Origin of the sequence: Bradyrhizobium daqingense (assembly GCF_021044685.1) — a bacterium.
Taxonomy (GTDB): Bacteria; Pseudomonadota; Alphaproteobacteria; order Rhizobiales; family Xanthobacteraceae; genus Bradyrhizobium; species Bradyrhizobium daqingense.
Map to the genome: position 1 here is coordinate 7,256,252 of NZ_CP088014.1, position 21,890 is coordinate 7,278,141.

Sequence of the window (21,890 nt, forward strand, 5' to 3'; positions counted from 1 at the left end):
AGATACGTCAGCCCCGCAGGCCCCTCAAGAGCCGGCTTCCGCCCGCCGCTCCTGCGCGTAGCGCACCAGAGCCGCGAAGCGATAGATGCCGTGCACGAACTTGCCATAGGGCATGGTGACGAAGAGCGCGAATACCGCGCCGAGATGCAGCGCCAGCAGCGGCCCCATTGCAGGGGTCTCGCGCAGGAGCAAAAGCGCCATGCCCGTGAGACCGGTCAGGAATAGCATGGTGATGAAGCCGACATCCATGCCGTATCTGGACTCGTCGAGCAGCGCGGGATCGCGGCGCATCTTGGCCACGAACAGGCCGATCGGCCCGACGATCAGACCGACGCCGCCGAGGGTGCCCAGCACCACCGGCAGGTCCCACCACGGATACGGCGCCTCGCGGCCGAGCAGATAATGATAAAGCGTCGCGACCGACGTCGCGGCGAAGCACAGCAGGAAGCCGTAGAAGGTCAAATGATGATAGAGCTTGCGCCGGTCGGTCGGCTTGTCGTCCTCATTGTAGCAGCCGACGCCGCCGCCATGGAGATAACGCAGCTCCCCGGCATCGCGGATCGCCTGGAAGATCGAGCCGCTATCGGCGCGGCCGCCGATCGGCGGGCCGATGTCACGCCAGAAGGCGCGGATGCTCATCATCAGCGCGAAGACGGCATAGAGGAAGGCGGCGCTGAACAGCGCGGCCATGACATTATGCGGCATCAGCTTGTAGAAGGCGCCGGGGCCGGTGTGCACGCCGAACAGCACGCTGCGGTCGTTCAGGGCGGCGAAGCCCAGGATGAACGCGGCCATGCTGAGCGCAGCGACGATGCTGATGACGAGGCCGTTCCGCGCAAATGTGCCTGAGAGCGCCTGCGGCCAGGCATAGGCTGCATAGGTCTCTGCGCGCGCCACCGCCAGCGTCTTCGGAACGTTGACGTTGAACTCGTGCGGCGGCGAGAACTGGCAGTCGACATAGCAGGCACCGCAGCCATGGCAGAGATTGGCGAGATAGTTGAGATCACCGTCCGAGAAGGCGCGGCGCATTTCCATCGCCGGAAACACCGCGCACAGGCCCTCGCAATAGCGGCAGGAATTGCAGACCGTCATCAGGCGGTCGGCTTCGTCGAGGATTCTAGTTCCGTGCATGTTTCGCCGCTTCCCGTCCTGCGATCCGCCCGAACACGCTGCCGATGGTCATGCCCATGCCGGCGGCATAGCCCTTGCCGAGCACGTTGCCGGCCATGATCTCGCCGGCCGCGAACATGTTGGCCGACGGCATGCCGCCAGCCATCAGCATCCGCGCCTCCTTGTTCACCCGCGTGCCGAGATAGGTGAAGGTGATGCCGGGCCGCACCGGATAGGCGAGATAGGGCGGCGTCTCGATTTTGCGTGCCCAGTGCGTCTTGGGCGGCGTGATGCCCTCGGTCACGCAGTCATCCAGAATGGTGTGATCGAAGGTGCCCCGCCGCACCGCCGCGTTGAATTCGGTGATGGTCTTTTCCAGCGCGGCCGGATCGAGCTCGAGCCTGCCGGCGAGCTCCGCCACCGTCTGCCCGGCGATCGGCGGGAACAGCGTCGGCATGAAGCTCGTGACGACGGTGGAATCGAAGATGATGTAGGCGATCTGGTCCGGCTGTGCCGCGACCAGCCGGCCCCAGATCGCGTAGCGCTTCGGCCAGATGTCCTCACCCTCGTCATAGAATCGTTGCGCGTGCTTGTTGACGACGATGCCGAACACCACGGAGTCATGCCGCGTGATGATGCCGCCGTCGAATTTCGGCGCGCGGGCGTCAATCGCGACCGCATGGCACTGGGTGGGATCGCCGACCTCCTGCACGCCCTTGTCGAGCAGCATCTTCAGGATCGAGCCGCGGTTATATGGCGTGCCCCGGATCAGGAAATTGTCGGCTGCCTCGCCCCAATATTGCTTGAGCCATTCGATGTTGGCTTCGAATCCGCCGGCCGCCGCGACCAGCGAGGTGGCACGGATCTCGGTCTCGCCCTTGATCGGCCGCTTGAGGCGCGCTGCGAGGAACATGCCGTCCTCGATCACGAGGTCGATGACTTCGGCATCATATGCGACCTCCACCCCGAGCCGCTCCGCGGTGAGATAGAGCGCGTTCAGCATCGCCCGGCCGCCGCCGAGGAAGAATGAGTTGGTGCGGCCGAGGCTGAGCGTTCCGCCGAGCGAGGGCTGCCAGCGGACGCCCTGCTCCACGATCCAGTTCAGGATGTCCTTGGACTCCCGGATCATGTGACGGGCCAGCACCTCGTCGGTCTGCCCGCCGGTGACGCGCAGCAGATCCTCCCAAAACTCCTGCTCGGTGTAGGGGCCGGTGAGGATCTCGGTGGCGGCGTCATGGGCGCAGCGCATGTTGCGGGTGTGGCGGGTGTTGCCTCCGCGATAGAATTTTGGCGCGCCCTCGAGCACCAGCACCGACGCGCCGCTGCGGCGCGCCGCGATCGCCGCGCACAGCGCCGCGTTGCCGCCGCCGATCACCAGCACATCGTATTTGCTACTCATACCGTCTGCCCGATCGCACGCGAATTAGAGACATTCTCCGTCAGCGGCCCATATCCGCCTGCGACGGCCATTGCGTACCTTTATATACAAAGATATACATAGATCACGCAAGCGGCGTCTCTGCATGGGCAGGATGCGCACCGGGGGACAATGGCCAGACGCCCAGTAAAAATAGGTGGATCGATCGCGCGTGGCGGCGGTGTCGCGCTGGGCGAAGCCGTGTTCCGGTCGCTTTGCGAGGCGCTCCAGGCCGGCAGCTACCGGGCGGGCGACCGCCTGCGCGAGGAAGAGGTCGCGCAGCGGCTGAAGGTCAGCCGCACGCCGGTGCGCGAAGCCCTGGGGCGCCTCGCCGCGCGCGGCTTCGTCGAGCCCGCCGGCGGCCGCGGGCTGATCGTCCGCAATCTCGACATCTCCGAGGTGCTCGAGCTCTACGCCATGCGCGAAATCATGGAAGGCGCCGCCGCGCGCCTCGCCGCCGAGCACGCCTCACCGCCGGAGATCGATGCGCTCCGCGACATCGAGCAGGCCTTTGTCGAGACGTCCGACGCCGCCGAGATGGCGCGGCTCAACCGCAGTTTTCACGAGGCCATCTGCCGCGCGGCGCGCAACCGCTATCTCGACAATGCGTCGCGGGAACTGCAGGACTGGATTGCTTTGCTGGGTCCGACCACCTTCACCCTGGCGGGACGTCCGACGACCAGTCACGGCGAGCATCGGAAGATCATCGATGCGATCGCCGCGCGCAACGGCGACAAGGCCGAGCTGCTCGCGCGCGCACACATCCGCGAAGCACTCCGTTGCCGGTTGAAATTGCTGCAGAAGCAGTGAGTCGCCTGCCCGATCACGCCTCGAACACGCGCGTCAGCAGCCAATAGCCACCAAGCAGACAGATGACGGCAGAGAACGCGTAAACCAGCCCCGCCGCCCTCACCGGTTCGGACCGGTCCTCAACGCTCCATCGATCGGCGAGACGGAGGATCGGCAACGCGACCGCGACGATCGCGACCTGCCCGATCTCGACGCCGATGTTGAAAGCGGCGAGCGCCGGCACCGCGGCGTTCGGCGGCAACCCGATCTCGCGCAGCACGCCGGCGAAGCCGAAGCCGTGGATCAGTCCGAACAGAAAAGCCACCCGCCAGCGCCTGTCGACATCACGCGAAAAGAAATTCTCCACGGCTACGAAGACGATCGAGGCCGCGATCGCAGGCTCCACGATGCGGCCCGGGATGACGAGAAGATCGAGCGCAGCCAGCGACAAGGTGATCGAATGGGCGACGGTGAAGGCCGTCACGATCTTGACGACCGGCATGGGCCGGCGCGCCCACAGCACCACGGCAATCAGGAACGCGACGTGATCGTAACCGAGGAAGATGTGCTCGATGCCGGTGATGACATAGCGCTGCATCGTCGACCACAGCGACGGCGGCGCGGCCGAAAGCGTGACGGTCGTGTTGCCGGCGTCCAGCAAGGCCTGAGTTTCCGACCGTCCCTGCGCGATCAGCACGACTTGTCGCGCAGCCTTGTCCTTCTCGGTCAGCACATTGGAGCGATAGACGATGTCGCCGGCAGCGTCGGCGCAGGCAAAGCTGTGGCGGTAGACGATGCCGTCGCCGTCGGCCAGGACCGCGGCATCTCCGGCGGAACAGGCCTTGGCACCACCTGTGACAGCCAGGTGCATGCCCATATAGGCGAGGATCGCGGGCTTGGCCGCGTCCACCGCGACGGGATCGACCGCGTCCCGTCTCGCATCGTAGATCTTCGTGCCGATCAGGCGGTCGACATCGCTGCCCTTCAATCCGAGTTCGACCTTCACCAGACGATCGGGGCTCAGCGCCACGCGGGCGGTGACGAGGTTGACCTCATGTGCCTCCGCTGGAAGCGCGACGCCGAGCAGAACCGTGAGCCACGCCAGAAACAGCCGCCTCATGATCCCGCTCCATCGCGCTCACGCCAGCACATCCGCCACGACCGCCTTCAGGACACCGCGCACGTCGGCCGGCTTCAGCCGCACCTGCAAGCCGCGCTGGCCGCCGTTGAGATAGACGAGATCATGCGCAAGCGCGCTCTGTTCGATGACCGTGCCGACCTGCTTGCGCTGGCCGAACGGGCTGATGCCACCGACCTTGTAGCCGGTGACGCGCTCGGCCTCGGGCGGCTTCATCATCTGCGCCGACTTTCCGCCCGCAGCAAGAGCGAGCTTCTTCATCGAGACTTCCTGGTCGGAGGGGACGACCACACAGACCGGCTTGCCATCGACCTGCGCCATCAGCGTCTTCAGGACGCGCGCGGGGTCCTCGCCGAGCGCCGATGCCGCCTGCAGCCCGATACTTTCGGCATCAGGATCGTAGTCGTAGCTGTGAACGGTGAAGGCGACACCGGCAGCGGTGAGCGCTCGCGTGGCTGGGGTGACCTTGGACATGGGCCATGTCTACCACCGTCATCGCGGCGAGCGAAGCGGTGTGGCCCCCAAGCCACTCCAACCACTGTCATCGCCCGGCTTGACCGGGCGATCCAGTACTCCGAGACAGTAATGATTGATTCGATGGACCGCAGCGTACTGGATGCCCCGCCTTCGCGGGGCATGACAGCGGCTTGTGTGGCAACTCGTGGCCGATGACGAAGCCTACCCCTATTCCGCCGCGTCCTGCATCACCGCTCGTTCGGCCCTTGCAGCGCAGAACTTGAATTCCGGGATCTTGCCGAACGGGTCCAGCGCCGGATTGGTCAGCAGGTTCGCCGCCGCCTCCGCGTAACAGAACGGCATGAACACCATGTTCTCGGGGACGTCGCGGTCGGAGCGGACCTTGACCTCGACGGCGCCGCGGCGGGTCTCCAGGCGGATGAAGTCGCCGGGCATCAGCTTCTTCCTGCGCATGTCCTTTGGCGACATGAACGCGACGGCCTCGGGCTCGATCTGGTCGAGCACCTGGGCGCGGCGGGTCATCGATCCGGTGTGCCAGTGCTCCAGCACGCGGCCGGTCGACAGCACCATCGGATATTCGTCGTCGGGAATCTCGTCCGGCGGGATGACCTTGGCCGGCACGATCTTGCCGCGGCCGTTCGCGGTCGGGAAGCCCGTGGTGAAGATGATCTCGTTGCCGGGCTTGTTCGGATCGTCGACCGGATAGGTCACGGCGCCCTCACGGACGAGCCGCTCCCAGGTGATGTTCTTGAGCGACGGCATCAGCTCGGCCATCTCGGTGAAGACGTCGCCGGGCCCGGAATAATTCCAGGGCAGGCCCATGCGCTTGCCGATCTCCTGGATGATCCAGAGATCCTGCCGCGCATCGCCCGGCGGCTTGACCACCTGGCGCGCGAGCTGCACGCGGCGATCGGTGTTGGTGAAGGAGCCGTCCTTCTCCGCGAAGGCCGAGGCCGGCAGGATCACGTCGGCGTGGAAGGCGGTCTCGGTGACGAAGAGGTCTTGCACCACGAGATGATCGAGCATCGCCAGCGCGTGGCGCGCATGCTGCAGATCTGGATCGGACATCGCGGGATTCTCGCCCTCGATATACATGCCCGTGATCTCGCCGGCGTGGATCGCGTTCATGATCTCGACCACGGTCAGGCCGCGGACGGGATCGAGATCCTGCTGCCAGAGCTTTTCGAAGCTGCCGCGCAGATCGTCGCGGCCGACCGGCTGATAGTCCGGCAGGAACATCGGGATCAGGCCGGCATCCGAGGCGCCCTGCACGTTGTTCTGGCCGCGCAGCGGATGCAGGCCGGTGCCGGGACGGCCGACCTGGCCGGTGATCAGCGCGAGCGCGATCAGGCAGCGCGCATTGTCGGTACCGTGGACGTGCTGGCTGATGCCCATGCCCCAGAAGATGATTGACGATTTCGCGCGCGCATAGGTCCGCGCGACCTCGCGCAGGGTCTGGGCTGGGACGCCGCAGATCGGCTCCATCTTCTCCGGCGTGAACTCCTTGATCTTCTCCTTGAGCTCGTCGAAGCCCTCGGTGTAGCCGGCGATGTATTGGTCGTCGGTCAGGCCTTCGGTGATGATCGTGTTGATCATCGCGTTCAGCATGGCGACGTCGGAGCCGGGCTTGAACTGCAGATGCTTGGTCGCGTGGCGCGACAGCGTCTGCCGGCGCGGATCCATCACGAACAGTTTTGCGCCGTTCTGCTTGACCGCGTTCTTGATGAAGGTCGCCGCGACCGGATGGTTCACGGTCGGGTTGGCGCCGATCACGATGATGACCTCGGCGTCCATGGCGGCGGCGAACGGCGCCGACACGGCGCCCGAGCTCAGGCCCTCGAACAGGGCAGCGACCGAGGAGGCGTGGCACAGCCGGGTGCAATGGTCGACATTGTTCGAGCCGAAGCCGGTGCGCACCAGCTTCTGGAACAGATAGGCCTCTTCGTTCGAGCCCTTGGCCGAGCCGAAGCCCGCCAGCGCCTTCACACCCTTCTCGTCGCGGATCTTGACGAGGCCCTTGGCGGCGATATCGAGCGCTTCGTCCCAGCTCGCTTCACGGAAATGGGTGAAGGGATTGGCCGGGTCGACCTGATCGTTGGCATCCTTCTTCGCGTTCGGCAGCCGCACCAACGGCTTGGTCAGACGATGCGGATGGTGGATGTAGTCGAAGCCGAAACGGCCCTTAACGCAGAGACGGTTGTGATTGGCGGGGCCGTCGCGGCCCTCGGCATAGATCACCTTCTCGTCCTTGACCTCATAGGTGACCTGGCAGCCGACGCCGCAGAACGGGCAGAGCGAATCCACCTTCTTGTCGGCATAGGTGACGCGGGTCTGCTTGTCGTCGAGCATCACGGCCGGCATCAGCGCGCCGGTCGGACAGGCCTGCACGCATTCGCCGCAGGCCACACAAGTCGACTCGCCCATGGGATCGTCGAAGTCGAACACGATTTTCGAGCCGTGGCTACGATAAGCCATGCCGATGACGTCGTTGACCTGGACCTCGCGGCAGGCGCGCACGCACAGGCCGCACTGGATGCAGGAATCGAGATTGACGCGCATGGCCGGATGGCTGGCATCGGTCGCCCAACGCTCGGCGGCGGGGAAGCGGCTGTCGGTGACGCCCGTCGTCTCAGCCCAGTGCCAGAACTTCGAATCCGGATCGTGGCTGGTCTCGCGGGCCGGCTGGTCCGCGACAAGCAGCTCCATCACCATCTTCTGCGCGGCAGTGGCGCGCGCGGACTCGGTCTTCACCTTCATGCCGACCGACGGCGTGCGCTTGCACGATGCGGCGAGCACGCGCTCGCCCTCGATCTCGACCATGCAGGCGCGACAATTGCCGTCGGGACGATAATCCGGCGCCGGTGAATAGCACAGATGCGGGATCTCGCGGCCCTGACGCTTGGCCACTTGCCAGATCGTCTCGCCGGGCTTGGCCTCGACCTGCTTGCCGTCGAGCTCGAACGTAATCTTGGTCATTCCGCCGCTTCCTTGAACTCGTCAGGGAAATATTTGATCACCGATGACAGCGGGTTCGATGCCGCCTGTCCGAGCCCGCAGATCGAGGCATCGCGCATCGCCTGGCTCAATTCTTCCAGCAAAGCCCGGTTCCAGACCGGCTTCTGCATCAGCAGCGCCGCCTTCTGGGTTCCGACCCGGCACGGCGTGCACTGTCCGCAGCTCTCGTCCTCGAAGAACTTCATCAGGTTCAGCGCCGCCGCGCGTACGCTGTCCTTTTGCGACAGGATCACGATCGCGGCCGAGCCGATGAAGCAGCCGTATTTCTCCAGCGTGCCGAAATCGAGCGGGATGTTGTCCATCGCCGCCGGCAGGATACCGCCCGAAGCGCCACCCGGCAGGTACGCGTAGAACTGATGGCCGTCGGCCATGCCGCCGCAAAATTCGTCGATCAGCTCGCGCGCGGTGATGCCCGCAGGCGCCAGCTTCATGCCGGGATTCTTGACGCGGCCAGAGACCGAGAAGCTGCGCAGGCCATGGCGCTCGTGGCGGCCGTTGCCCTTCCACCAGTCGGCGCCCTTCTCGACGATGTCGCGCACCCACCACAGTGTCTCGATGTTGTTGATCAGCGTCGGCAGGCCGAACAGGCCGACCTGGAACGGGTATGGCGGCTTGTGCCGGGGCAGGCCACGCTTGCCCTCGATGCTCTCCAGCAGCGAGGATTCCTCGCCGCAGATATAGGCGCCGGCGCCGCGGCGCATATGCAGCGTCGGGCCGCCTGGCGGCAGCTTTGCGATCTCGCGCTCCAGGATCTCCCGCGAAGCCGGATATTCGTCACGCAGATAGATGTAGACGTCGCTCGCCTGCACCACATGCGCGCCAATCAGCATGCCCTCGATGAAGCGATGCGGATCGCTTTCGAGATAGACGCGGTCCTTGAACGTGCCGGGCTCGCCCTCGTCGCCGTTGATTGCCATCAGCCGCGGCCCGGGTTCGCCGAGCACCGCGCGCCATTTGCGTCCCGTGGGGAAGCCGGCGCCGCCGAGGCCGCGCAGCGAGGCATCGTCGAGCGACTTCAGAAGGTCGTCCTTGGACAGCTCGCCGGAGCGCAGGCGATTGAGGAGCTTGTAGCCGCCGCCCGCGACATAGGCCTCGTAGCCGACATAATCGGGCAGATGCGCGTGGGTGTCGCCGGCCTTCGCCGCCGCCATGACATTGGCGACGGTGGCGTGGTCGACGAAATTGTGGCCGACCTCGGCAGCCGGCGCGGTATCGCAACGGCCGACGCAGGGCGCGCGCACCACGCGGATGCCCGGCCCCGACGCGCTCTGCAGATCCTGGAGCAGCTTCTCGCCGCCGAGCATCGCGCAGGTCAGCGAGTCGCAGACACGGATCGTCAGCGGCGCGATGTCGGGCTCGCCTTCCTTCACCACGTCGAAATGGGCGTAGAAGGTCGCGGTCTCGAACACCTCGGCGAAGGCGAGCTTCATCTCGTCGGCGAGCGCGGCCAGATGCGCAGCCGAGATCTGGTGATATTTGTCCTGGATCAGGTGCAGATATTCGATCAGGAGATCGCGCCGCCGCGGCCGGTCGCCGAGCAGAAGCTCGATCTCGTGCGCGGCAGTCGGATCGACCTGGCGCCCTTTAGGGGTGGCCTTGGCGCGCCGGCGCCCCTCGCCGGGATGCTCGAACGGGCGGACCTTATGCACGTCGTGGCTCATCGATTCGTCTCGATCTCGACTTTTAGAACGGCTCAAGTTCTAGACCTTGGCATGCCAGATGCCAAGAGAATTATCATGTCTACGGAAGCAGTTAAGCACGGCCTGACGGCAGCCCTGGATCGCTGCCCAGATACGGCTTTACGTTCGGGCCAATGGGTCAACGAAGCCTGAATTCGTCCCCAGATCAATAAAGGCGTCCCATGCTGCAATAGCGAAATCGTATCGCGCTTCCGTTCCTAGGCTCGGCGGGAGCGCGCCCTTGGTGCGCTCCCGCTCGCGATGAATGCGCGATCAGAAAATCTTGACCGCGCTCTCCAGTGTCTTCCACACACCCCAAGCCAGGGGAACGCCGACGAAGGCCCAGAACAGCGCCGCCTTGGCGTCGAGCCCGCCAAAGCCGATGCCGTAGGAGCCGTGCGGCCCCGCGGCGGCAGCGCTCGCACTCGCCGCCTGCAACTTGGCGACGTCGGCATCCTTCATGTGCCACTTCGAATCGACCGGCTTGATCAGATAGTTGCAGATCAGGCCCGCGACCAGCATCGCGCACAGGATGTACATGGTGGTGTTGTAGAGCTGGTCACGCGGCACGCCGGCCGCGAGCTGGAACTCACGGATGTAGTTGACCACGACCGGACCGATGATGCCCGCCGTCGACCACGCCGTCAGCAGCCGGCCGTGAATGGCGCCGACGAACTGCGTGCCGAACATGTCGGCGAGGTAGGCGGGCACGGTCGCAAAGCCGCCGCCATACATCGACAGGATGATGCCGAAGCCGACCACGAACAGCAGCTTCGAGCCCATCGCGGCGAAGGTCGGCGCCAGCGCATAGAGCACGATGCCGAGGATGAAGAACGTGTAGTAGGTGTTCTTGCGTCCGATCTTGTCCGACAGCGACGCCCAGAAGAAGCGGCCGCCGATGTTGAAGAGCGAGAGCAATCCGGCGAAGCCGGCGGCGATCGCCGCGATCTGCGCCTTCTGCCCGGCGTCGAGCGCGTTGAAGCCGACGTCCGGCAGACCGATCAACTTGCCGCCGAAGATCTCCTGCAGCATGGGCGAAGCCATGCCGATCACGCCGATGCCGGCCGACACGTTCAGGCACAGCACCCACCAGATCAGCCAGAACTGCGGCGTCTTGTGCGCATCGTTGAGATGGACGTTATTCTTCGAGATCATCGCATTGGCCTTGACCGGCGGGGTCCAGCCCTCGGGCTGCCAGCCGGGCGGCGGCAGGCGATAGCGGAATGCGCCGATCATCATGAACACGAAGTAGATCACGCCCATCGCGACGAAGGTCTCCCAGACGCCGACCGAGGCCGGGGTCTTGAAGTAGTTCATCAGCAGGTTCGCCAGCGGCGCGCCGATCATCGCGCCGCCGCCGAAACCCATGATGGCCATGCCGGTCGCCATGCCGCGGCGGTCCGGAAACCATTTCACGAGCGTCGACACCGGCGAGATGTAACCGAGGCCGAGACCGATGCCGCCGATCACGCCCGAGCCCAGCCACAACAGCCAGAGCTGATGGGTGTAGATCCCGATCGCACCGAGGAACAGGCCGCCGCACCAGCACAGCGCCGAGACGAAGCCCGCCTTGCGCGGGCCGACGCGCTCCAGCCAGCCGCCCCAAACCGCCGCCGCGATGCCGAGCAGCACGAAGAACAGGGTGTACATCCACCCCATGCTGGCGACCTTCCAGTCGCAGGTGGTGGTGAACAGCTCCTGCCACAGCGACATGTCCGGACAGGCCTTCGGCGCGCTCAGGCCGATCGCGCGCGACAGCGGCAGCCAGAACACCGAAAAGCCGTAAGCCATGCCGATGCACAGATGGATGCACAGCGCCGCCGGCGGCACCAGCCAGCGATTGAAACCGGCCGTCGCGATCGTGCGTTCACGATCGAGAAAGCCGGGAGCACCAACCGGTGCAAGAACGGTATCGGCAGTCGTCATAAGCATCACCTCCCAAGCGCGGCCTTGCCGGCACACAGTTTGAGACCTGCCGCGCGCATGCCTGGCGGCCGCGCATGACAGGTCGGACTTCATGTCGAGGTGGAATGGTCTGGTGCGCATCGCCTCATGTGCGCCGAACAGGCAGCTGATCGCGAGTGACGTCCCTTCGCCTCGCAAGCAGCGTTGCCGTGACGGCTATCGCGCCCCGTTCCCCCTCAACACCCTGTCTTGAGAAGAGCAACGCGCGTGCCAGACCACGCGTCGTGACGATTCAATGGCTTCCCGCAATGCAATATGATGCAGAGGACAGAATGTCCTGAACCCCCCGGACAAAATGTCCAATCAGGTCGCTTCCGGCAGCCACACCGTGAAGGTGCTTCCGGAGCCGACGCGGCTTTCGGCCGTGATCTGTCCGCCCTGGCGCTTGATCAGCGTCTGGCTGATGGAGAGGCCGAGCCCGGTGCCTTGCCGGCGTTTCGTGGTGTAGAAGGCGTCGAATATCTTTTCGATCACCTCAAGGCTCATGCCGATGCCGGTATCGGTGACCTCGATGGCGACGCCTTGATGGCCCTCGCGCTCGGCATCGAAGGAGCGGAGCGTCAGCGTTCCGCCGTCCGGCATGGCGTGGATCGCATTGACGATGAGATTGACCAGCACCTGCTGCAGCTCGCTGCGGTTCATCAGCACGAACCGGCTGGCGTGGTCGTCCCTGACCACCGCGATCTCGGTCTTGTTCAGAAGATGCTGCACCAGCGGCAGACAGTCGGAGATGACGCTGGCCGGTGCATGGCGCTCGACATAGCCGGCATATTCCTCCGGCCTTGCGAATTGCAGCAGCTTCGTCACGATCTGGCTGATGCGGTGGATCTGCTCGTCAAGCAGGCGAAACTCGACCTTCGCCTTGTCGGCATCGGCTCCGAACACGCTGCGGATGACGTCGAGATTGCCCTGCATCACAGCGATCGGATTGTTGATCTCGTGCGCGACGCCGGCAGTGATCTCTCCGATCGCAGCCAGCTTCTCCGACATGATGAGCTGCTTGGTGGTCGCCTCGAGCTTGAGATTGGCATGTTCGAGGTCCCTCGTGCGCTCCCGCACGCGGACGTTCAGCTCCTCATTCCATTCCCGAAGCTGCCGGTCGCGTTCCTGGATCTGGTCGAGCAGGCTGTCGAGATGAACCGCGACGCGGCCGATCTCATCACCCGACACCGGCATCTTGGTGCGGGCGGCAAGATTCCCGCGCTCCACTTCGCCGATCGTCGCCGTGACGCGCTCCAGCGGCATGAAGATGGAGCTCGCCCAGCGCAGGAAGATCGGCACGGTCGCCGCGGTGATCGCGATGAACGCTGCGATGATGATCAGCAATGTCTGGTATTTGGCCTGGCTGAACGGCTTCTCCAGGAAGCCGACATAGAGCATGCCGACCCGCTTGCCGTAGCTGTCGACCAGCGGCTCGTAGGCGGAGATGTACCAGTCATTGACCACGAAGGCGCTGTCGAGCCAGGTGCGCCCCTCGCCTAGCACGGCCGAGCGCACCGCCGCCGACACGCGCGTGCCGAGCGCGCGCCGCCCCTCGAACAGACGGACGTTTGTCGATATCCGCACGTCGTCCAGGAACAACGTCGCGGTGCCCTGGCTGCCCTCCGGCAGGCTCGCCGCGCGATAGACGAGATCGTTGATCGTGTCGATGAATTCGAGATTCTGATTGAGCAACGTGCCGCCGACCAGTGCCGCGGCACCACCGTCGGGCAGCATCGCCCGGCTCGCCGCATGCACGACCATGCCGCGCGTCTCGGCGCTCCGGTCGGTCGGCACCGCGTTCGGCGTCGGCACGAGGTCCAGCCGCGCGCGCTCGGCCAGCTCCGGCGAAATCGCGGCAAGCTCGTCATTGCCGAAGATATCGACGCCCGTCGCTGGGGCCTCGCCCGACAGCGCCGATGCGATGATCGGCCAGTCACTTCTCGGTTGCTGCTTGAGCGGCGGCGATGAGGCCAGGATGTCGCCGCGACCGTTGGTCAGATACAGGAAATCGAGACCTGTCTCCTTGCGGGTCTCGTCGAGCAGATCCCGCAACTGGGCGCGCGCATCCTGCGCCAGCACCTCCCGGAAACGGGCCGACAGGCCGAGCGCGCGGAGCTGGACGCCGGTCTTCTCCAGGATGCGGGCGAGATATTGGTGGGCGATGGTGAGATCGCCGTTCACCTTGGAGATCAGGGTCGCGTCGAATTTCGCGTTCCAGCGATAGATCGCGACGCCGAGCAGCAGCGGCAGGATGACCAACATCGGCAGCAGCGCGATCGCGAGCAGCCGAAAGCGGACGGAGCGTCCCCGCACGCGCTCGCCGCTGCGGCCTGCGGCATCAGACATCCCACAACGCACATTTGCGGTCGATGGTCTTGCGCGAGATGCCGAGGCGCCGAGCCGCCTCCTCGCGATTGCCGTTGACCTCCTTCAGCACGCCGAGAATGTGACGGCGTTCGAGCTCCGCAAGACTGTCGGCAGGCGCCGATTGCCCGTCGGTGCGGGAACCGGCGAAATCGTCGGGGAAGGCGCCGAGGATCAGCGTGCGCTCGATCAGATTGCGCAGCTCGCGCACATTGCCCGGCCAGTCATAGCTGGCGAGCGCCGTCCGCACCGAGGCGTCGATCGGCACCGGCGGCATGCCGAGCTGGACCGACAGCTTGCTCATGAAGATGGCGGCGAGCTCCAGCACGTCGTCGCCGCGGTCCTTCAGGAGCGGCAGGCGGATCTGCATCACGTTGAGGCGGTAGAACAAATCGGCGCGGAAACGGCCCCGCTCGACCTCCTTCTGAAGCTCGGCATTGGTTGCGAAGATGAAGCGCAGGTCGACCGGAACCTCACGCTCCGAGCCGACCGGACGGACGCGGCGGTCTTCGAGCACGCGGAGCAGCTTGCTCTGCATCGGCAGCGGCAGCTCGCCGATCTCGTCGAGGAACAGCGTGCCGCCATGCGCATAAAGAAACAGGCCCTCGCGCCCCGAGTCCGCGCCGGTGAAGGCGCCCTTGATGTGACCGAACAGCTCGGCCTCGATCATGTCGGGCGGGATCGCCGCGCAATTCACGGGCACGAAGGGCTTGTCGGCGCGGTCGGACAGAGAGTGGATCGAGCGCGCTGCCACCTCCTTGCCGGTGCCGGATTCGCCGGTGAGCAGAATCGAGGTCGGCAGGCCCGCGACGCGCGCGATGGTCTCGCGCACGCGCAGCGTCGCTGCCGACTGTCCGATCAGATTGTCGCGCAAAAAGGTGCGGTCCGACGAGGCACGCAACGCATAGCGCAGGACGTAATTCTCGCGCTGGAGGCGGACGCGGTCGAGGCATCGTGCCACCGCGTTGAGGATCTGGTTGGAGCGGAACGGCTTGAGCACGAAGTCGGCCGCACCGGCGCGCAGGGCCTGGATCGCCGTGTCGAGGTTCGCATAGGCGGTGATCAGGATGGCGTCGGCGAAGAAGCCGACGGCGCGCTGCTCGGCGAGCCAATCGACGCCATTCTTGCCCGGCATGATGTTGTCGAGAATGACGACGTCGTAGCGGTTGGAGTCGAGCTTGCGCGAGGCCTGGTCGGTATCGGCCGCCTCGTCCACGAGCTTGCAGCGCGGCGCCAGCGTGCGCACCAGGAAATTGCGCATCCCCGGCTCGTCGTCGACGATCAGGATGGCGGCCTGCGCCAGCGCGCTGAACTCCGGCCCCGCAGCCGTCTTGCCGAGCTTGGCGGTAGGCTCGCGGCCAACCGCGGGAGTTGCGGCTGCACTTGCCCTCGTTGTTGAGAAAGTCATCCCCGACGTCTTAGGTTTGAGATCATCCACCGCATAAACGGCACCTTTCGCGTTGCAGCGAAGCTCCGGCCGTTTCCTCCGCGGGCCCAGCATAGTCAACGGTCGCCGCCGCGAATATTCGCCTTTTTACGGGGCGGCGCTCTTTTCGACCAGGAACACGATGCGCGCCTCGTTGCGCTCGGTGATCTCGACCTTGTCACCGGTCTCGCGGATCAGATTGGGAATATCGATCACCGAGAGGGGATCGGTGCAGTGAACTTCGAGCTGGTCTCCCGCCTTGAGCGGTTTGAGCGCCTTGCGCGTCTTGAGCGCCGGTAGCGGGCATTTCAGCCCGGTGAGATCGAGTGTCATCCTGGTCATCGCCGCACCATGGCGGGGCGGGATCGCGGCGTCAACGCACGGGGGATCAGATCAGGCTGGCGTAGGACAGGAAGCCGACGCTCTGCCCGGGCGCGACGCCCGTGACGGCTTCACCGAGCTCGACGAGGCCCGCGGTCTCGACCAGAGACGACAAGAGCCCTGCGCCCTCGCGCGGGAACTTGATCGCCTCCAGCGCGCCGTCCTCCCCGCGCCGCAAGGAAACGCGAACATATTCGCGCCGGCCCGACTTCTTCTTGTAGGTGAACGCCGCGCGCACCGGGATCGGCAAGAGCGGCTCCGGCAGGGCACCCGCCAGCGCCAGCACCGTCGGCCGCACCACATGGACGAAGGTGACGAAGCTTGCGACGGGATTGCCGGGCAAGCCGATCAGCGGCGTGCCATCGATGATGCCCATGGCTACGGGCCGGCCCGGCTTGATCGCCATCCGCCACAGCACCAGCGAGCCGATGCTCTCGACGGCGGCCTTGACGTGATCCTCCTCGCCGGTCGAGACACCGCCAGTGGTGAGGATCAGGTCGTGGCCACCGGCAACCTGCTTCAAACCGTTCGCGAGCGCTGTGCGCTCGTCGCGCAGGATGCCGAGATCGCTGACCTCGCAGCCGAGCCGGCGCAACATCGCCATCAGCATGAAGCGGTTGGAATCGAACAGCTGTGACGCCGCGCGCGGCTCACCGGGCGAGGCGAGCTCATCTCCCGTCGAGAACACCGCAACGCGAATACGCCTCACGACGTCCAGCCTGGTCAGGCCGAACGCTGCGGCGAGCGCAACGTGCTGCGGCAACAGGCGCAGGCCTGCGCGCAACGCGACGTGCCCTTGAGGAATGTCCTCGCCTGCCGGGCGGACATTGGCGCCGGGCTTCAATCCCGGCGGCAGCACGATCTGGCCTGAAGCGTCGATGCGGACATCCTCCTGCATGAAGACGGTTTCCGCGCCCGGCGGCATCGGCGCGCCCGTGAAGATGCGCGCGGTGTGGCCGGGCTTGATCGGCGCCTGTGCAAGGCCGCCGGCTTGGATGCGGCCGTCGAGCGGAAACGCCTGCTCCGCGCTATCAGGAAGATCGGCGTTGCGCACGGCGTAGCCGTCGACGGCGGAATTGGTGAACGGCGGCAGCGGCAGGGGCGCAGCAACGTCGCGCGCGAGCACGCGCCCGTCCGCCTCGACCAACGCCACCGTCTCGAGATCGGCGATCGCGTTGACGCGCGCCGTGATGAGGCCAACGGCATCGTCGACCGACATCATCGGGCCGCCGAAGGCAAAGCAATCGTCAGACAGTTGCGCCATGGTGCCTCGTCAGCGCAGCGCGGCGCTTTTTGCCACCGCTTCCTCGACCGGCATCGCTGCGCGCAGCATCAGCGCCGCCGCGCCCTCGATATCGTCGAGATGGACGGTCGGCAGGCGGGTGTCAACCGCGACGTCGGTCGCAATGCCGGCAATGCCGGGATCGTCGGGGAACAGCAGCGGCTTGTCGTTGGCGGCGCGATGCACCTCGATCTTGCGGTGCGGCTCGCGCTTGAAGCCTTCGACCACGACGAGATCGACCGCCGACAGCTTGCTCAATAGTTCCGGCAGCCGCGGCTCCGCGGCGCCGCGCAGCTCGTGCATCAGGGCCCAGCGATTTGACGACGCAACCAGCACCTCGTCCGCGCCGGCCTCGCGATGCCGCCACGAATCCTTGCCGGGCACATCGACGTCGAACTGGTGATGCGCATGCTTGATGACCGAGACACGCAGGCCCTGCGCGTTGAAAAGCGGGATCAGCCGCGTCAACAGCGTGGTCTTGCCCGCCCCGCTCCAGCCTGCAAGGCCGATGACTTTCATGCTCGATCCGTCTCCGCAAGCGATTTGGTCCCGGTGGAACCGCAGTCCCACCCCGTCATTGCGAGGAGCGTAGCGACGAAGCAATCCAGACTGCCGCCGCGGAGAAAGTCTGGATTGCTTCGCTGCGCTCGCAATGACGACGAGGCCCGCATTTCGTTATCTCCCCGCCATGCATATATCGGCTTGACCCCAATGTCATGCTAACGTCGTGGCCATGATGAAGATCGACAAGAGCCCGGTGCCCCTGATCGTCCCCAATCCCGACGATCCGCGCCTGACCCAGAGCGTGACCGGGATCGACCAGACCGGCGCCAGGGTCGAGATCAAGGTGCCTATGGAGCGGCCGCTGACGCTCTATCTGAATTCGCAGGAGATCGTCACCATGATGACGATCGGCGACTATCCGGAATATCTGGCGCTCGGCTATCTGCTGAACCAGAATATGCTGAAATATAATGACGTGGTCACCGAGGTCGAATACGACGACGACCTCCAGGTGGTCGTCGTCCGTACCGAACACCACACCAATTTCGAGGCCAAGCTGAAGAAGCGCACGCAGACCTCGGGCTGCGCGCAGGGCACCGCCTTCGGCGATCTCTTGGAGGCGGTCGAGAGCGTCGCGCTGCCGAAGGCGGAGCTGCGCACCTCCTGGCTCTACCAGATGACGCAGACCATCAACACCATGCCGTCGCTCTACCTCGAGGCCGGCGCGATTCATGGATGCGTGCTGTGCAAGGGGGGCGCTCCGCTCTGCTATACCGAGGACGTCGGCCGCCACAACGCCGTCGACAAGATCGCCGGCTGGATGTACCGCCACGGTGTCGACCCCTCCGACAAGATCCTCTACACCACGGGGCGCCTCACCTCGGAGATGGTGATCAAGACCGTGCGCATGGGCATCCCGATCCTGGTGTCGCGCTCCGGCTTCACCGCCTGGGGCGTCGATCTCGCAAGGCAGGTCGGGCTGACGCTGGTCGGCCGCACCCGCGGCAAGCGCTTCATCGCGCTGGCAGGCGATGAACGCATCGTCTACGATCAGGACCTCGCTTATGTCGAGGAGGAATCGGCCAAGCACAAGCGCAAAGGTGAAGGTGGTGACGACTAGTATTCCGGCCACGGGCACCCCACCCACTCTTGGCGTGCTGCTCGCCGGCGGCCTCGCCCGGCGCATGGGAGGCGGCGACAAGCCGATGCGCACCATCGGCGGCCGCACCATCCTGGAGCGCGTGATCGCGCGCCTGTCGCCCCAGTGCAACGGACTGATCCTCAACGCCAACGGCGATCCCGCGCGCTTCGCCGCATTCGGCCTGCAGGTGGTCGCCGACGACGTGCCCGGCTTTCCCGGCCCGCTCGCCGGCATTCTCGCCGCGCTGGACTGGACCGCGGCCAACCGTCCGGAGATCGGATGGGTGCTCAGCGCCGCCGGCGACTGCCCGTTCCTGCCCCGCGATCTCGTCGCCCGCCTGCATGAGGCGCGCGAGCACGACGGCGCGAAACTCGCGGTCGCCGCATCAGGCGATCAGTCGCATCCGGTGATCGGCCTGTGGCGCGTCGCCTTGCGCGACGAGTTGCGCCACGCCCTGGTCGTCGAGGATCTCCGCAAGATCGACCGCTGGACCGCGCGCTATCCGCTCGCGACGGTAACGTGGCCGACCGAGCCGCTCGATCCGTTCTTCAATGCCAACACGGTCGAGGACATCGCCGAGGCCGAGCGGCTGGCGGCGCTCGACGACGCATCCTGATTATTTCACGATTTCGGAAACTCGTTGAGGAGCTGCGCCCAGATGATCGCGAAGGCGATCAGGCCGCAGAGGCCGAGGACGGTGGTGAAGCGCGGCAAACGCCCGATCGCGACCAGCAACCAGGCCGGCAGGAAGAACGCTCCGAAGACCATGCCGAGCGGAAACACCGCGAGCCATTGAAAGCCGCTACCGTCCCCAGGCGGGACATTCGCGATGTGATGGAAGGTGTAGAACCAGAACAGCGTGCCGGCCGCTGCGACGAGTGCAGCGATCTTGCGGAAATTAAGGGGCGTTGATGCGGTCATGACCTGGCTCACATCCCTTGGTCGCTGCGACAGCCCTCGGAGTTCATGCGCCCCCTTGAACCGGACCGAAGACGGCAGCGACCACTGCTCGGACCTTGCCCAGGATGAGCCATGGCCGAATCGCTCTGGAATGCCATATTCGATGTCGTCGATCTCGGGTTTGAAATCTCGGACGCGATCGATCAGACGAGACAGCTTAGCAAACCTGACATCGTCAAGGTCCCAGCGGACCCGAAGCCCCTGCCGCCCGCGGCGCGGCGTGCGCTTGCCGAGGCCGAGGATCGTGAGCGCAAGCGGGAGCAGTCAGCCGCCGGCGGCACCGACCAGGCGTGATAATCGTCTACGCGGGCCGGAAGCCCGCCCGCGTGAGAGCGGCGCGCGCCTCATTCGAGCCGAGTGCGTCGAGAAAGGCCCGCACGGCCGGCCGGTCCTTGCGCGCGGTCACCAACGCGAAGTCATAATGCTCTTCCGCGAGCGGAATGAAACCGAGGCCGGCCGCCTGGGCGACCGGCGCGATGGTCATGCCCCAGTCGGCGCGGTGCTGCGCAACGGCAGCCGCCACCGCATTGTGCGAGCGCGGCTGATTCCAGTAGCCTTCCGGACGCGCGCCCCCGAGCAGCCGGTCGATCAGGATGCGGGTGCCGGCGCCCTGGTTGCGGTTGACCATGATGCAGGCGGGATCGGCGAGCGCTGCCGCAACGGCCTCCTTGGCACCGAGGCCTTCGAAACGCTTGTCGCCTTTGCGGAACACGATGCCCTGCATGCGCCGCCAGCCTGGAACGAGTTCGAGACCTTCGACGAGATAGGGCGCGTTGTAGGTCTCGCTCTTGTCGTCGAACAAATGGATCGGCGCGAGATCGCATTCGCCGCGCCGAGCCGCCGCAAGCCCGCCGAGGCTGCCGACCGCGATCGAACGCACGGTAAGGCCGGCATGCGCTAGCTTCGCGGTGACGAGATCGAGGCCGGTGCAATGGCTGCCGACGATGACGAGATCGGGCACGCGCACATGCGGCGTGAACAGAATCACCTCGGCCGCGGTCCCCGCCGGCATCTGGTCGGCGAGCGCGTCGATACGCAGGAAACCGTCGGCTTGCGCGAATGACGTGATCGCACCGGAGCCCTTGCCGGAGGGATAGGCGATCAGTCCGTCCCGTCCCTCGACCAGCGAGACCATGACGAATTCGGTGCGGCCGAGCTCGGACGCGATACGGACCGGCACGGTCGCGTTGACCTTGGCATCGGAGCGGGGCGGCAGTCCGGCCATCCTGCGCAGCACCGGCACGATCATGTCATGGAAGGTGAACATCGCCGAGGTCGGGAAGCCCGGCAGGATCACCACCGGCTTGCCGTCGCACACCGCAAGGCATAGCGGCTTGCCGGGCTTGAGCGCAACGCCATGCGCGATGATGCCGGGCTGGCCGAGACGGCCGATGATGCGGTGGGACAAATCGCCTGCGCCCTTCGACGTGCCACCGGACAGCACCAGCATGTCGGCATCGGCCAGCGAGCTGCGCATGGCGGCTTCGAGCTTGGCTTCGTCGTCGGGAATGGCGCCGAGGAAAGCCGCCTCGCCACCATTCTCGTCGATCGCCGCCGCGACGATCGCACCGTTGGTGTCATAGATCTCGGCGGGCGCGAGCACCCCGCCGGGCTGCACCAGTTCATCGCCGGTGGAGATGACGGCGACGCGCGGCTTGCGCGTGACGATCACCTCGGCGATGCCGCAGGCAGCCAGCATGCCGATCTCGCGCGAACCGATGATCGTGCCGGCGCGCAGCAAAACTTCGCCACGCGCGATGTCGGATCCCGCGTAGGAGACGAATTGCCCGGGAGAGGCGGCACGGCGAACCTCGATCGCATCCGACCCTGCCGGCTGGGTGTGCTCGACCATGACGACGGCATCGGCACCGCGCGGCAGCGGACCGCCGGTGGCAATCGCCGTTGCGGTTCCAGCTATGACCTGCAGCGCCGGCGCAGTACCGCAATGGATGGTCTCGCCGGTCAATGCAAGGCAAGCCGGGTTGCCTTCGGCCGCCGCGGCGAGATCGGCCGAGCGCACGGCGAAGCCGTCGACATTGGAGCGGTCGAACGGCGGAACATCGATCGGCGCCGTGACGTCTTCGGCGAGCGCCACACCGAGTGCATCGGAAAGCTTGCGCGGCTCGGTCGGAAGCGCCCGCGGAAACAGCGCAGCCTCGAAGCGCGCCAGCGCCTCCTCGCGCGACAGGATCTTGAGGAACTGCTCCTGTTCGAGCGCGCTGCGCTCTTGCGATCGCGGAATCATCGTCATGCCGGAACC

General features: G+C 65.8%; 18 protein-coding genes. 4 read left to right on the forward strand and 14 right to left on the reverse strand.

Annotation, left to right across the window (positions count from 1 at the left end; genetic code table 11):
- Positions 1 to 24 precede the first annotated feature (24 nt).
- The gene (tcuB, locus tag LPJ38_RS34610) at positions 25 to 1,131 is read right to left on the reverse strand and encodes a tricarballylate utilization 4Fe-4S protein TcuB (RefSeq protein ID WP_145638008.1); all 1,107 of its coding nucleotides are present in this window, start codon (positions 1,129 to 1,131) and stop codon (positions 25 to 27) included.
- Positions 1,118 to 2,509, reverse strand: a complete 1,392-nt coding sequence (gene tcuA / locus LPJ38_RS34615; RefSeq protein WP_145638011.1) for an FAD-dependent tricarballylate dehydrogenase TcuA — start codon at positions 2,507 to 2,509, stop codon at positions 1,118 to 1,120. Before tcuA ends, tcuB begins: the two co-directional genes overlap by 14 nt.
- A gap of 150 nt (positions 2,510 to 2,659) precedes the next feature.
- Between tcuA and LPJ38_RS34620 the strand changes: the two genes are divergently transcribed.
- A complete protein-coding gene (locus LPJ38_RS34620; protein ID WP_145638013.1) occupies positions 2,660 to 3,337 on the forward strand; it encodes a GntR family transcriptional regulator in 678 nt (225 codons plus the stop codon).
- Between the two features lie 13 nt (positions 3,338 to 3,350).
- On the opposite strand, the gene LPJ38_RS34625 is transcribed toward LPJ38_RS34620, so the two are convergent.
- The 10 genes from LPJ38_RS34625 to mobB all read right to left on the reverse strand — a co-directional run bounded on the left by LPJ38_RS34625 (position 3,351) and on the right by mobB (position 17,544).
- Positions 3,351 to 4,436: a HupE/UreJ family protein gene (locus LPJ38_RS34625; RefSeq protein ID WP_145638015.1), complete on the reverse strand. Its 1,086-nt coding sequence runs from the start codon at positions 4,434 to 4,436 to the stop codon at positions 3,351 to 3,353.
- A gap of 18 nt (positions 4,437 to 4,454) precedes the next feature.
- Positions 4,455 to 4,928, reverse strand: a complete 474-nt coding sequence (gene ybaK, locus LPJ38_RS34630; protein WP_145638017.1) for a Cys-tRNA(Pro) deacylase — start codon at positions 4,926 to 4,928, stop codon at positions 4,455 to 4,457.
- Between the two features lie 210 nt (positions 4,929 to 5,138).
- Complete coding sequence (gene fdhF / locus LPJ38_RS34635; protein ID WP_145638019.1) at positions 5,139 to 7,907, reverse strand: formate dehydrogenase subunit alpha; 2,769 nt, start codon at positions 7,905 to 7,907, stop codon at positions 5,139 to 5,141.
- A complete protein-coding gene (locus tag LPJ38_RS34640) occupies positions 7,904 to 9,607 on the reverse strand; it encodes an NADH-ubiquinone oxidoreductase-F iron-sulfur binding region domain-containing protein (RefSeq protein ID WP_145638021.1) in 1,704 nt (567 codons plus the stop codon). The genes fdhF and LPJ38_RS34640 overlap by 4 nt, the downstream gene beginning before the upstream one ends.
- Before the next feature lie 291 nt (positions 9,608 to 9,898).
- Positions 9,899 to 11,551, reverse strand: a complete 1,653-nt coding sequence (locus LPJ38_RS34645) for an OFA family MFS transporter (RefSeq protein ID WP_145638024.1) — start codon at positions 11,549 to 11,551, stop codon at positions 9,899 to 9,901.
- A 342-nt stretch (positions 11,552 to 11,893) separates the two neighbouring features.
- Positions 11,894 to 13,918, reverse strand: coding sequence for a sensor histidine kinase (locus tag LPJ38_RS34650; RefSeq protein WP_145638026.1), 2,025 nt, complete (start codon positions 13,916 to 13,918; stop codon positions 11,894 to 11,896).
- On the reverse strand, positions 13,911 to 15,344 hold the full coding sequence (locus LPJ38_RS34655) for a sigma-54-dependent transcriptional regulator (RefSeq protein WP_145638029.1): 1,434 nt from the start codon (positions 15,342 to 15,344) through the stop codon (positions 13,911 to 13,913). Before LPJ38_RS34655 ends, LPJ38_RS34650 begins: the two co-directional genes overlap by 8 nt.
- 126 nt (positions 15,345 to 15,470) lie before the next feature.
- Positions 15,471 to 15,704 (reverse strand): sulfurtransferase TusA family protein, encoded by a 234-nt coding sequence (locus LPJ38_RS34660; protein ID WP_145638033.1) that lies wholly within the window; start codon positions 15,702 to 15,704, stop codon positions 15,471 to 15,473.
- Between the two features lie 46 nt (positions 15,705 to 15,750).
- A complete protein-coding gene (locus tag LPJ38_RS34665; protein ID WP_145638035.1) occupies positions 15,751 to 17,007 on the reverse strand; it encodes a molybdopterin molybdotransferase MoeA in 1,257 nt (418 codons plus the stop codon).
- Between the two features lie 9 nt (positions 17,008 to 17,016).
- Positions 17,017 to 17,544: a molybdopterin-guanine dinucleotide biosynthesis protein B gene (mobB, locus tag LPJ38_RS34670; RefSeq protein ID WP_145638038.1), complete on the reverse strand. Its 528-nt coding sequence runs from the start codon at positions 17,542 to 17,544 to the stop codon at positions 17,017 to 17,019.
- A gap of 214 nt (positions 17,545 to 17,758) precedes the next feature.
- On the opposite strand from mobB, the gene LPJ38_RS34675 reads away from it, so the two are divergent.
- The gene (locus LPJ38_RS34675) at positions 17,759 to 18,649 is read left to right on the forward strand and encodes a formate dehydrogenase accessory sulfurtransferase FdhD (RefSeq protein ID WP_167520580.1); all 891 of its coding nucleotides are present in this window, start codon (positions 17,759 to 17,761) and stop codon (positions 18,647 to 18,649) included.
- Positions 18,630 to 19,286 carry a molybdenum cofactor guanylyltransferase MobA gene (gene mobA, locus LPJ38_RS34680; protein WP_145638043.1) on the forward strand — a complete coding sequence of 219 codons (657 nt, stop codon included), beginning with the start codon at positions 18,630 to 18,632 and terminating at the stop codon, positions 19,284 to 19,286. Before LPJ38_RS34675 ends, mobA begins: the two co-directional genes overlap by 20 nt.
- Positions 19,287 to 19,291: 5 nt before the next feature.
- Here mobA and LPJ38_RS34685 read toward each other — a convergent pair whose 3' ends face one another.
- A complete protein-coding gene (locus LPJ38_RS34685) occupies positions 19,292 to 19,591 on the reverse strand; it encodes a hypothetical protein (RefSeq protein ID WP_145638045.1) in 300 nt (99 codons plus the stop codon).
- A 111-nt stretch (positions 19,592 to 19,702) separates the two neighbouring features.
- Between LPJ38_RS34685 and LPJ38_RS34690 the strand changes: the two genes are divergently transcribed.
- Positions 19,703 to 19,924: a hypothetical protein gene (locus tag LPJ38_RS34690; protein WP_145638047.1), complete on the forward strand. Its 222-nt coding sequence runs from the start codon at positions 19,703 to 19,705 to the stop codon at positions 19,922 to 19,924.
- A 7-nt stretch (positions 19,925 to 19,931) separates the two neighbouring features.
- Here the strand turns inward: LPJ38_RS34690 and LPJ38_RS34695 are convergent, their stop codons facing one another.
- Complete coding sequence (locus LPJ38_RS34695; protein WP_167520581.1) at positions 19,932 to 21,881, reverse strand: molybdopterin biosynthesis protein; 1,950 nt, start codon at positions 21,879 to 21,881, stop codon at positions 19,932 to 19,934.
- Positions 21,882 to 21,890 lie beyond the last annotated feature (9 nt).

Bases quoted from the DNA above. Each gene is read 5' to 3' on its own strand.
- LPJ38_RS34645 (WP_145638024.1), bottom strand. From the start codon at position 11,551: ATGACGACTGCCGATACCGTTCTTGCACCGGTTGGTGCTCCCGGCTTT.
- LPJ38_RS34650 (WP_145638026.1), bottom strand. From the start codon at position 13,918: ATGTCTGATGCCGCAGGCCGCAGCGGCGAGCGCGTGCGGGGACGCTCC.
- LPJ38_RS34665 (WP_145638035.1), bottom strand. From the start codon at position 17,007: ATGGCGCAACTGTCTGACGATTGCTTTGCCTTCGGCGGCCCGATGATG.
- LPJ38_RS34620 (WP_145638013.1), top strand. From the start codon at position 2,660: ATGGCCAGACGCCCAGTAAAAATAGGTGGATCGATCGCGCGTGGCGGC.
- LPJ38_RS34690 (WP_145638047.1), top strand. From the start codon at position 19,703: ATGGCCGAATCGCTCTGGAATGCCATATTCGATGTCGTCGATCTCGGG.
- LPJ38_RS34685 (WP_145638045.1), bottom strand. From the start codon at position 19,591: ATGACCGCATCAACGCCCCTTAATTTCCGCAAGATCGCTGCACTCGTC.
- mobB (WP_145638038.1), bottom strand. From the start codon at position 17,544: ATGAAAGTCATCGGCCTTGCAGGCTGGAGCGGGGCGGGCAAGACCACG.
- LPJ38_RS34675 (WP_167520580.1), top strand. From the start codon at position 17,759: ATGATGAAGATCGACAAGAGCCCGGTGCCCCTGATCGTCCCCAATCCC.
- tcuA (WP_145638011.1), bottom strand. From the start codon at position 2,509: ATGAGTAGCAAATACGATGTGCTGGTGATCGGCGGCGGCAACGCGGCG.
- LPJ38_RS34695 (WP_167520581.1), bottom strand. From the start codon at position 21,881: ATGACGATGATTCCGCGATCGCAAGAGCGCAGCGCGCTCGAACAGGAG.
- fdhF (WP_145638019.1), bottom strand. From the start codon at position 7,907: ATGACCAAGATTACGTTCGAGCTCGACGGCAAGCAGGTCGAGGCCAAG.
- LPJ38_RS34625 (WP_145638015.1), bottom strand. From the start codon at position 4,436: ATGAGGCGGCTGTTTCTGGCGTGGCTCACGGTTCTGCTCGGCGTCGCG.
- LPJ38_RS34640 (WP_145638021.1), bottom strand. From the start codon at position 9,607: ATGAGCCACGACGTGCATAAGGTCCGCCCGTTCGAGCATCCCGGCGAG.
- LPJ38_RS34660 (WP_145638033.1), bottom strand. From the start codon at position 15,704: ATGACCAGGATGACACTCGATCTCACCGGGCTGAAATGCCCGCTACCG.
- tcuB (WP_145638008.1), bottom strand. From the start codon at position 1,131: ATGCACGGAACTAGAATCCTCGACGAAGCCGACCGCCTGATGACGGTC.
- ybaK (WP_145638017.1), bottom strand. From the start codon at position 4,928: ATGTCCAAGGTCACCCCAGCCACGCGAGCGCTCACCGCTGCCGGTGTC.
- LPJ38_RS34655 (WP_145638029.1), bottom strand. From the start codon at position 15,344: ATGACTTTCTCAACAACGAGGGCAAGTGCAGCCGCAACTCCCGCGGTT.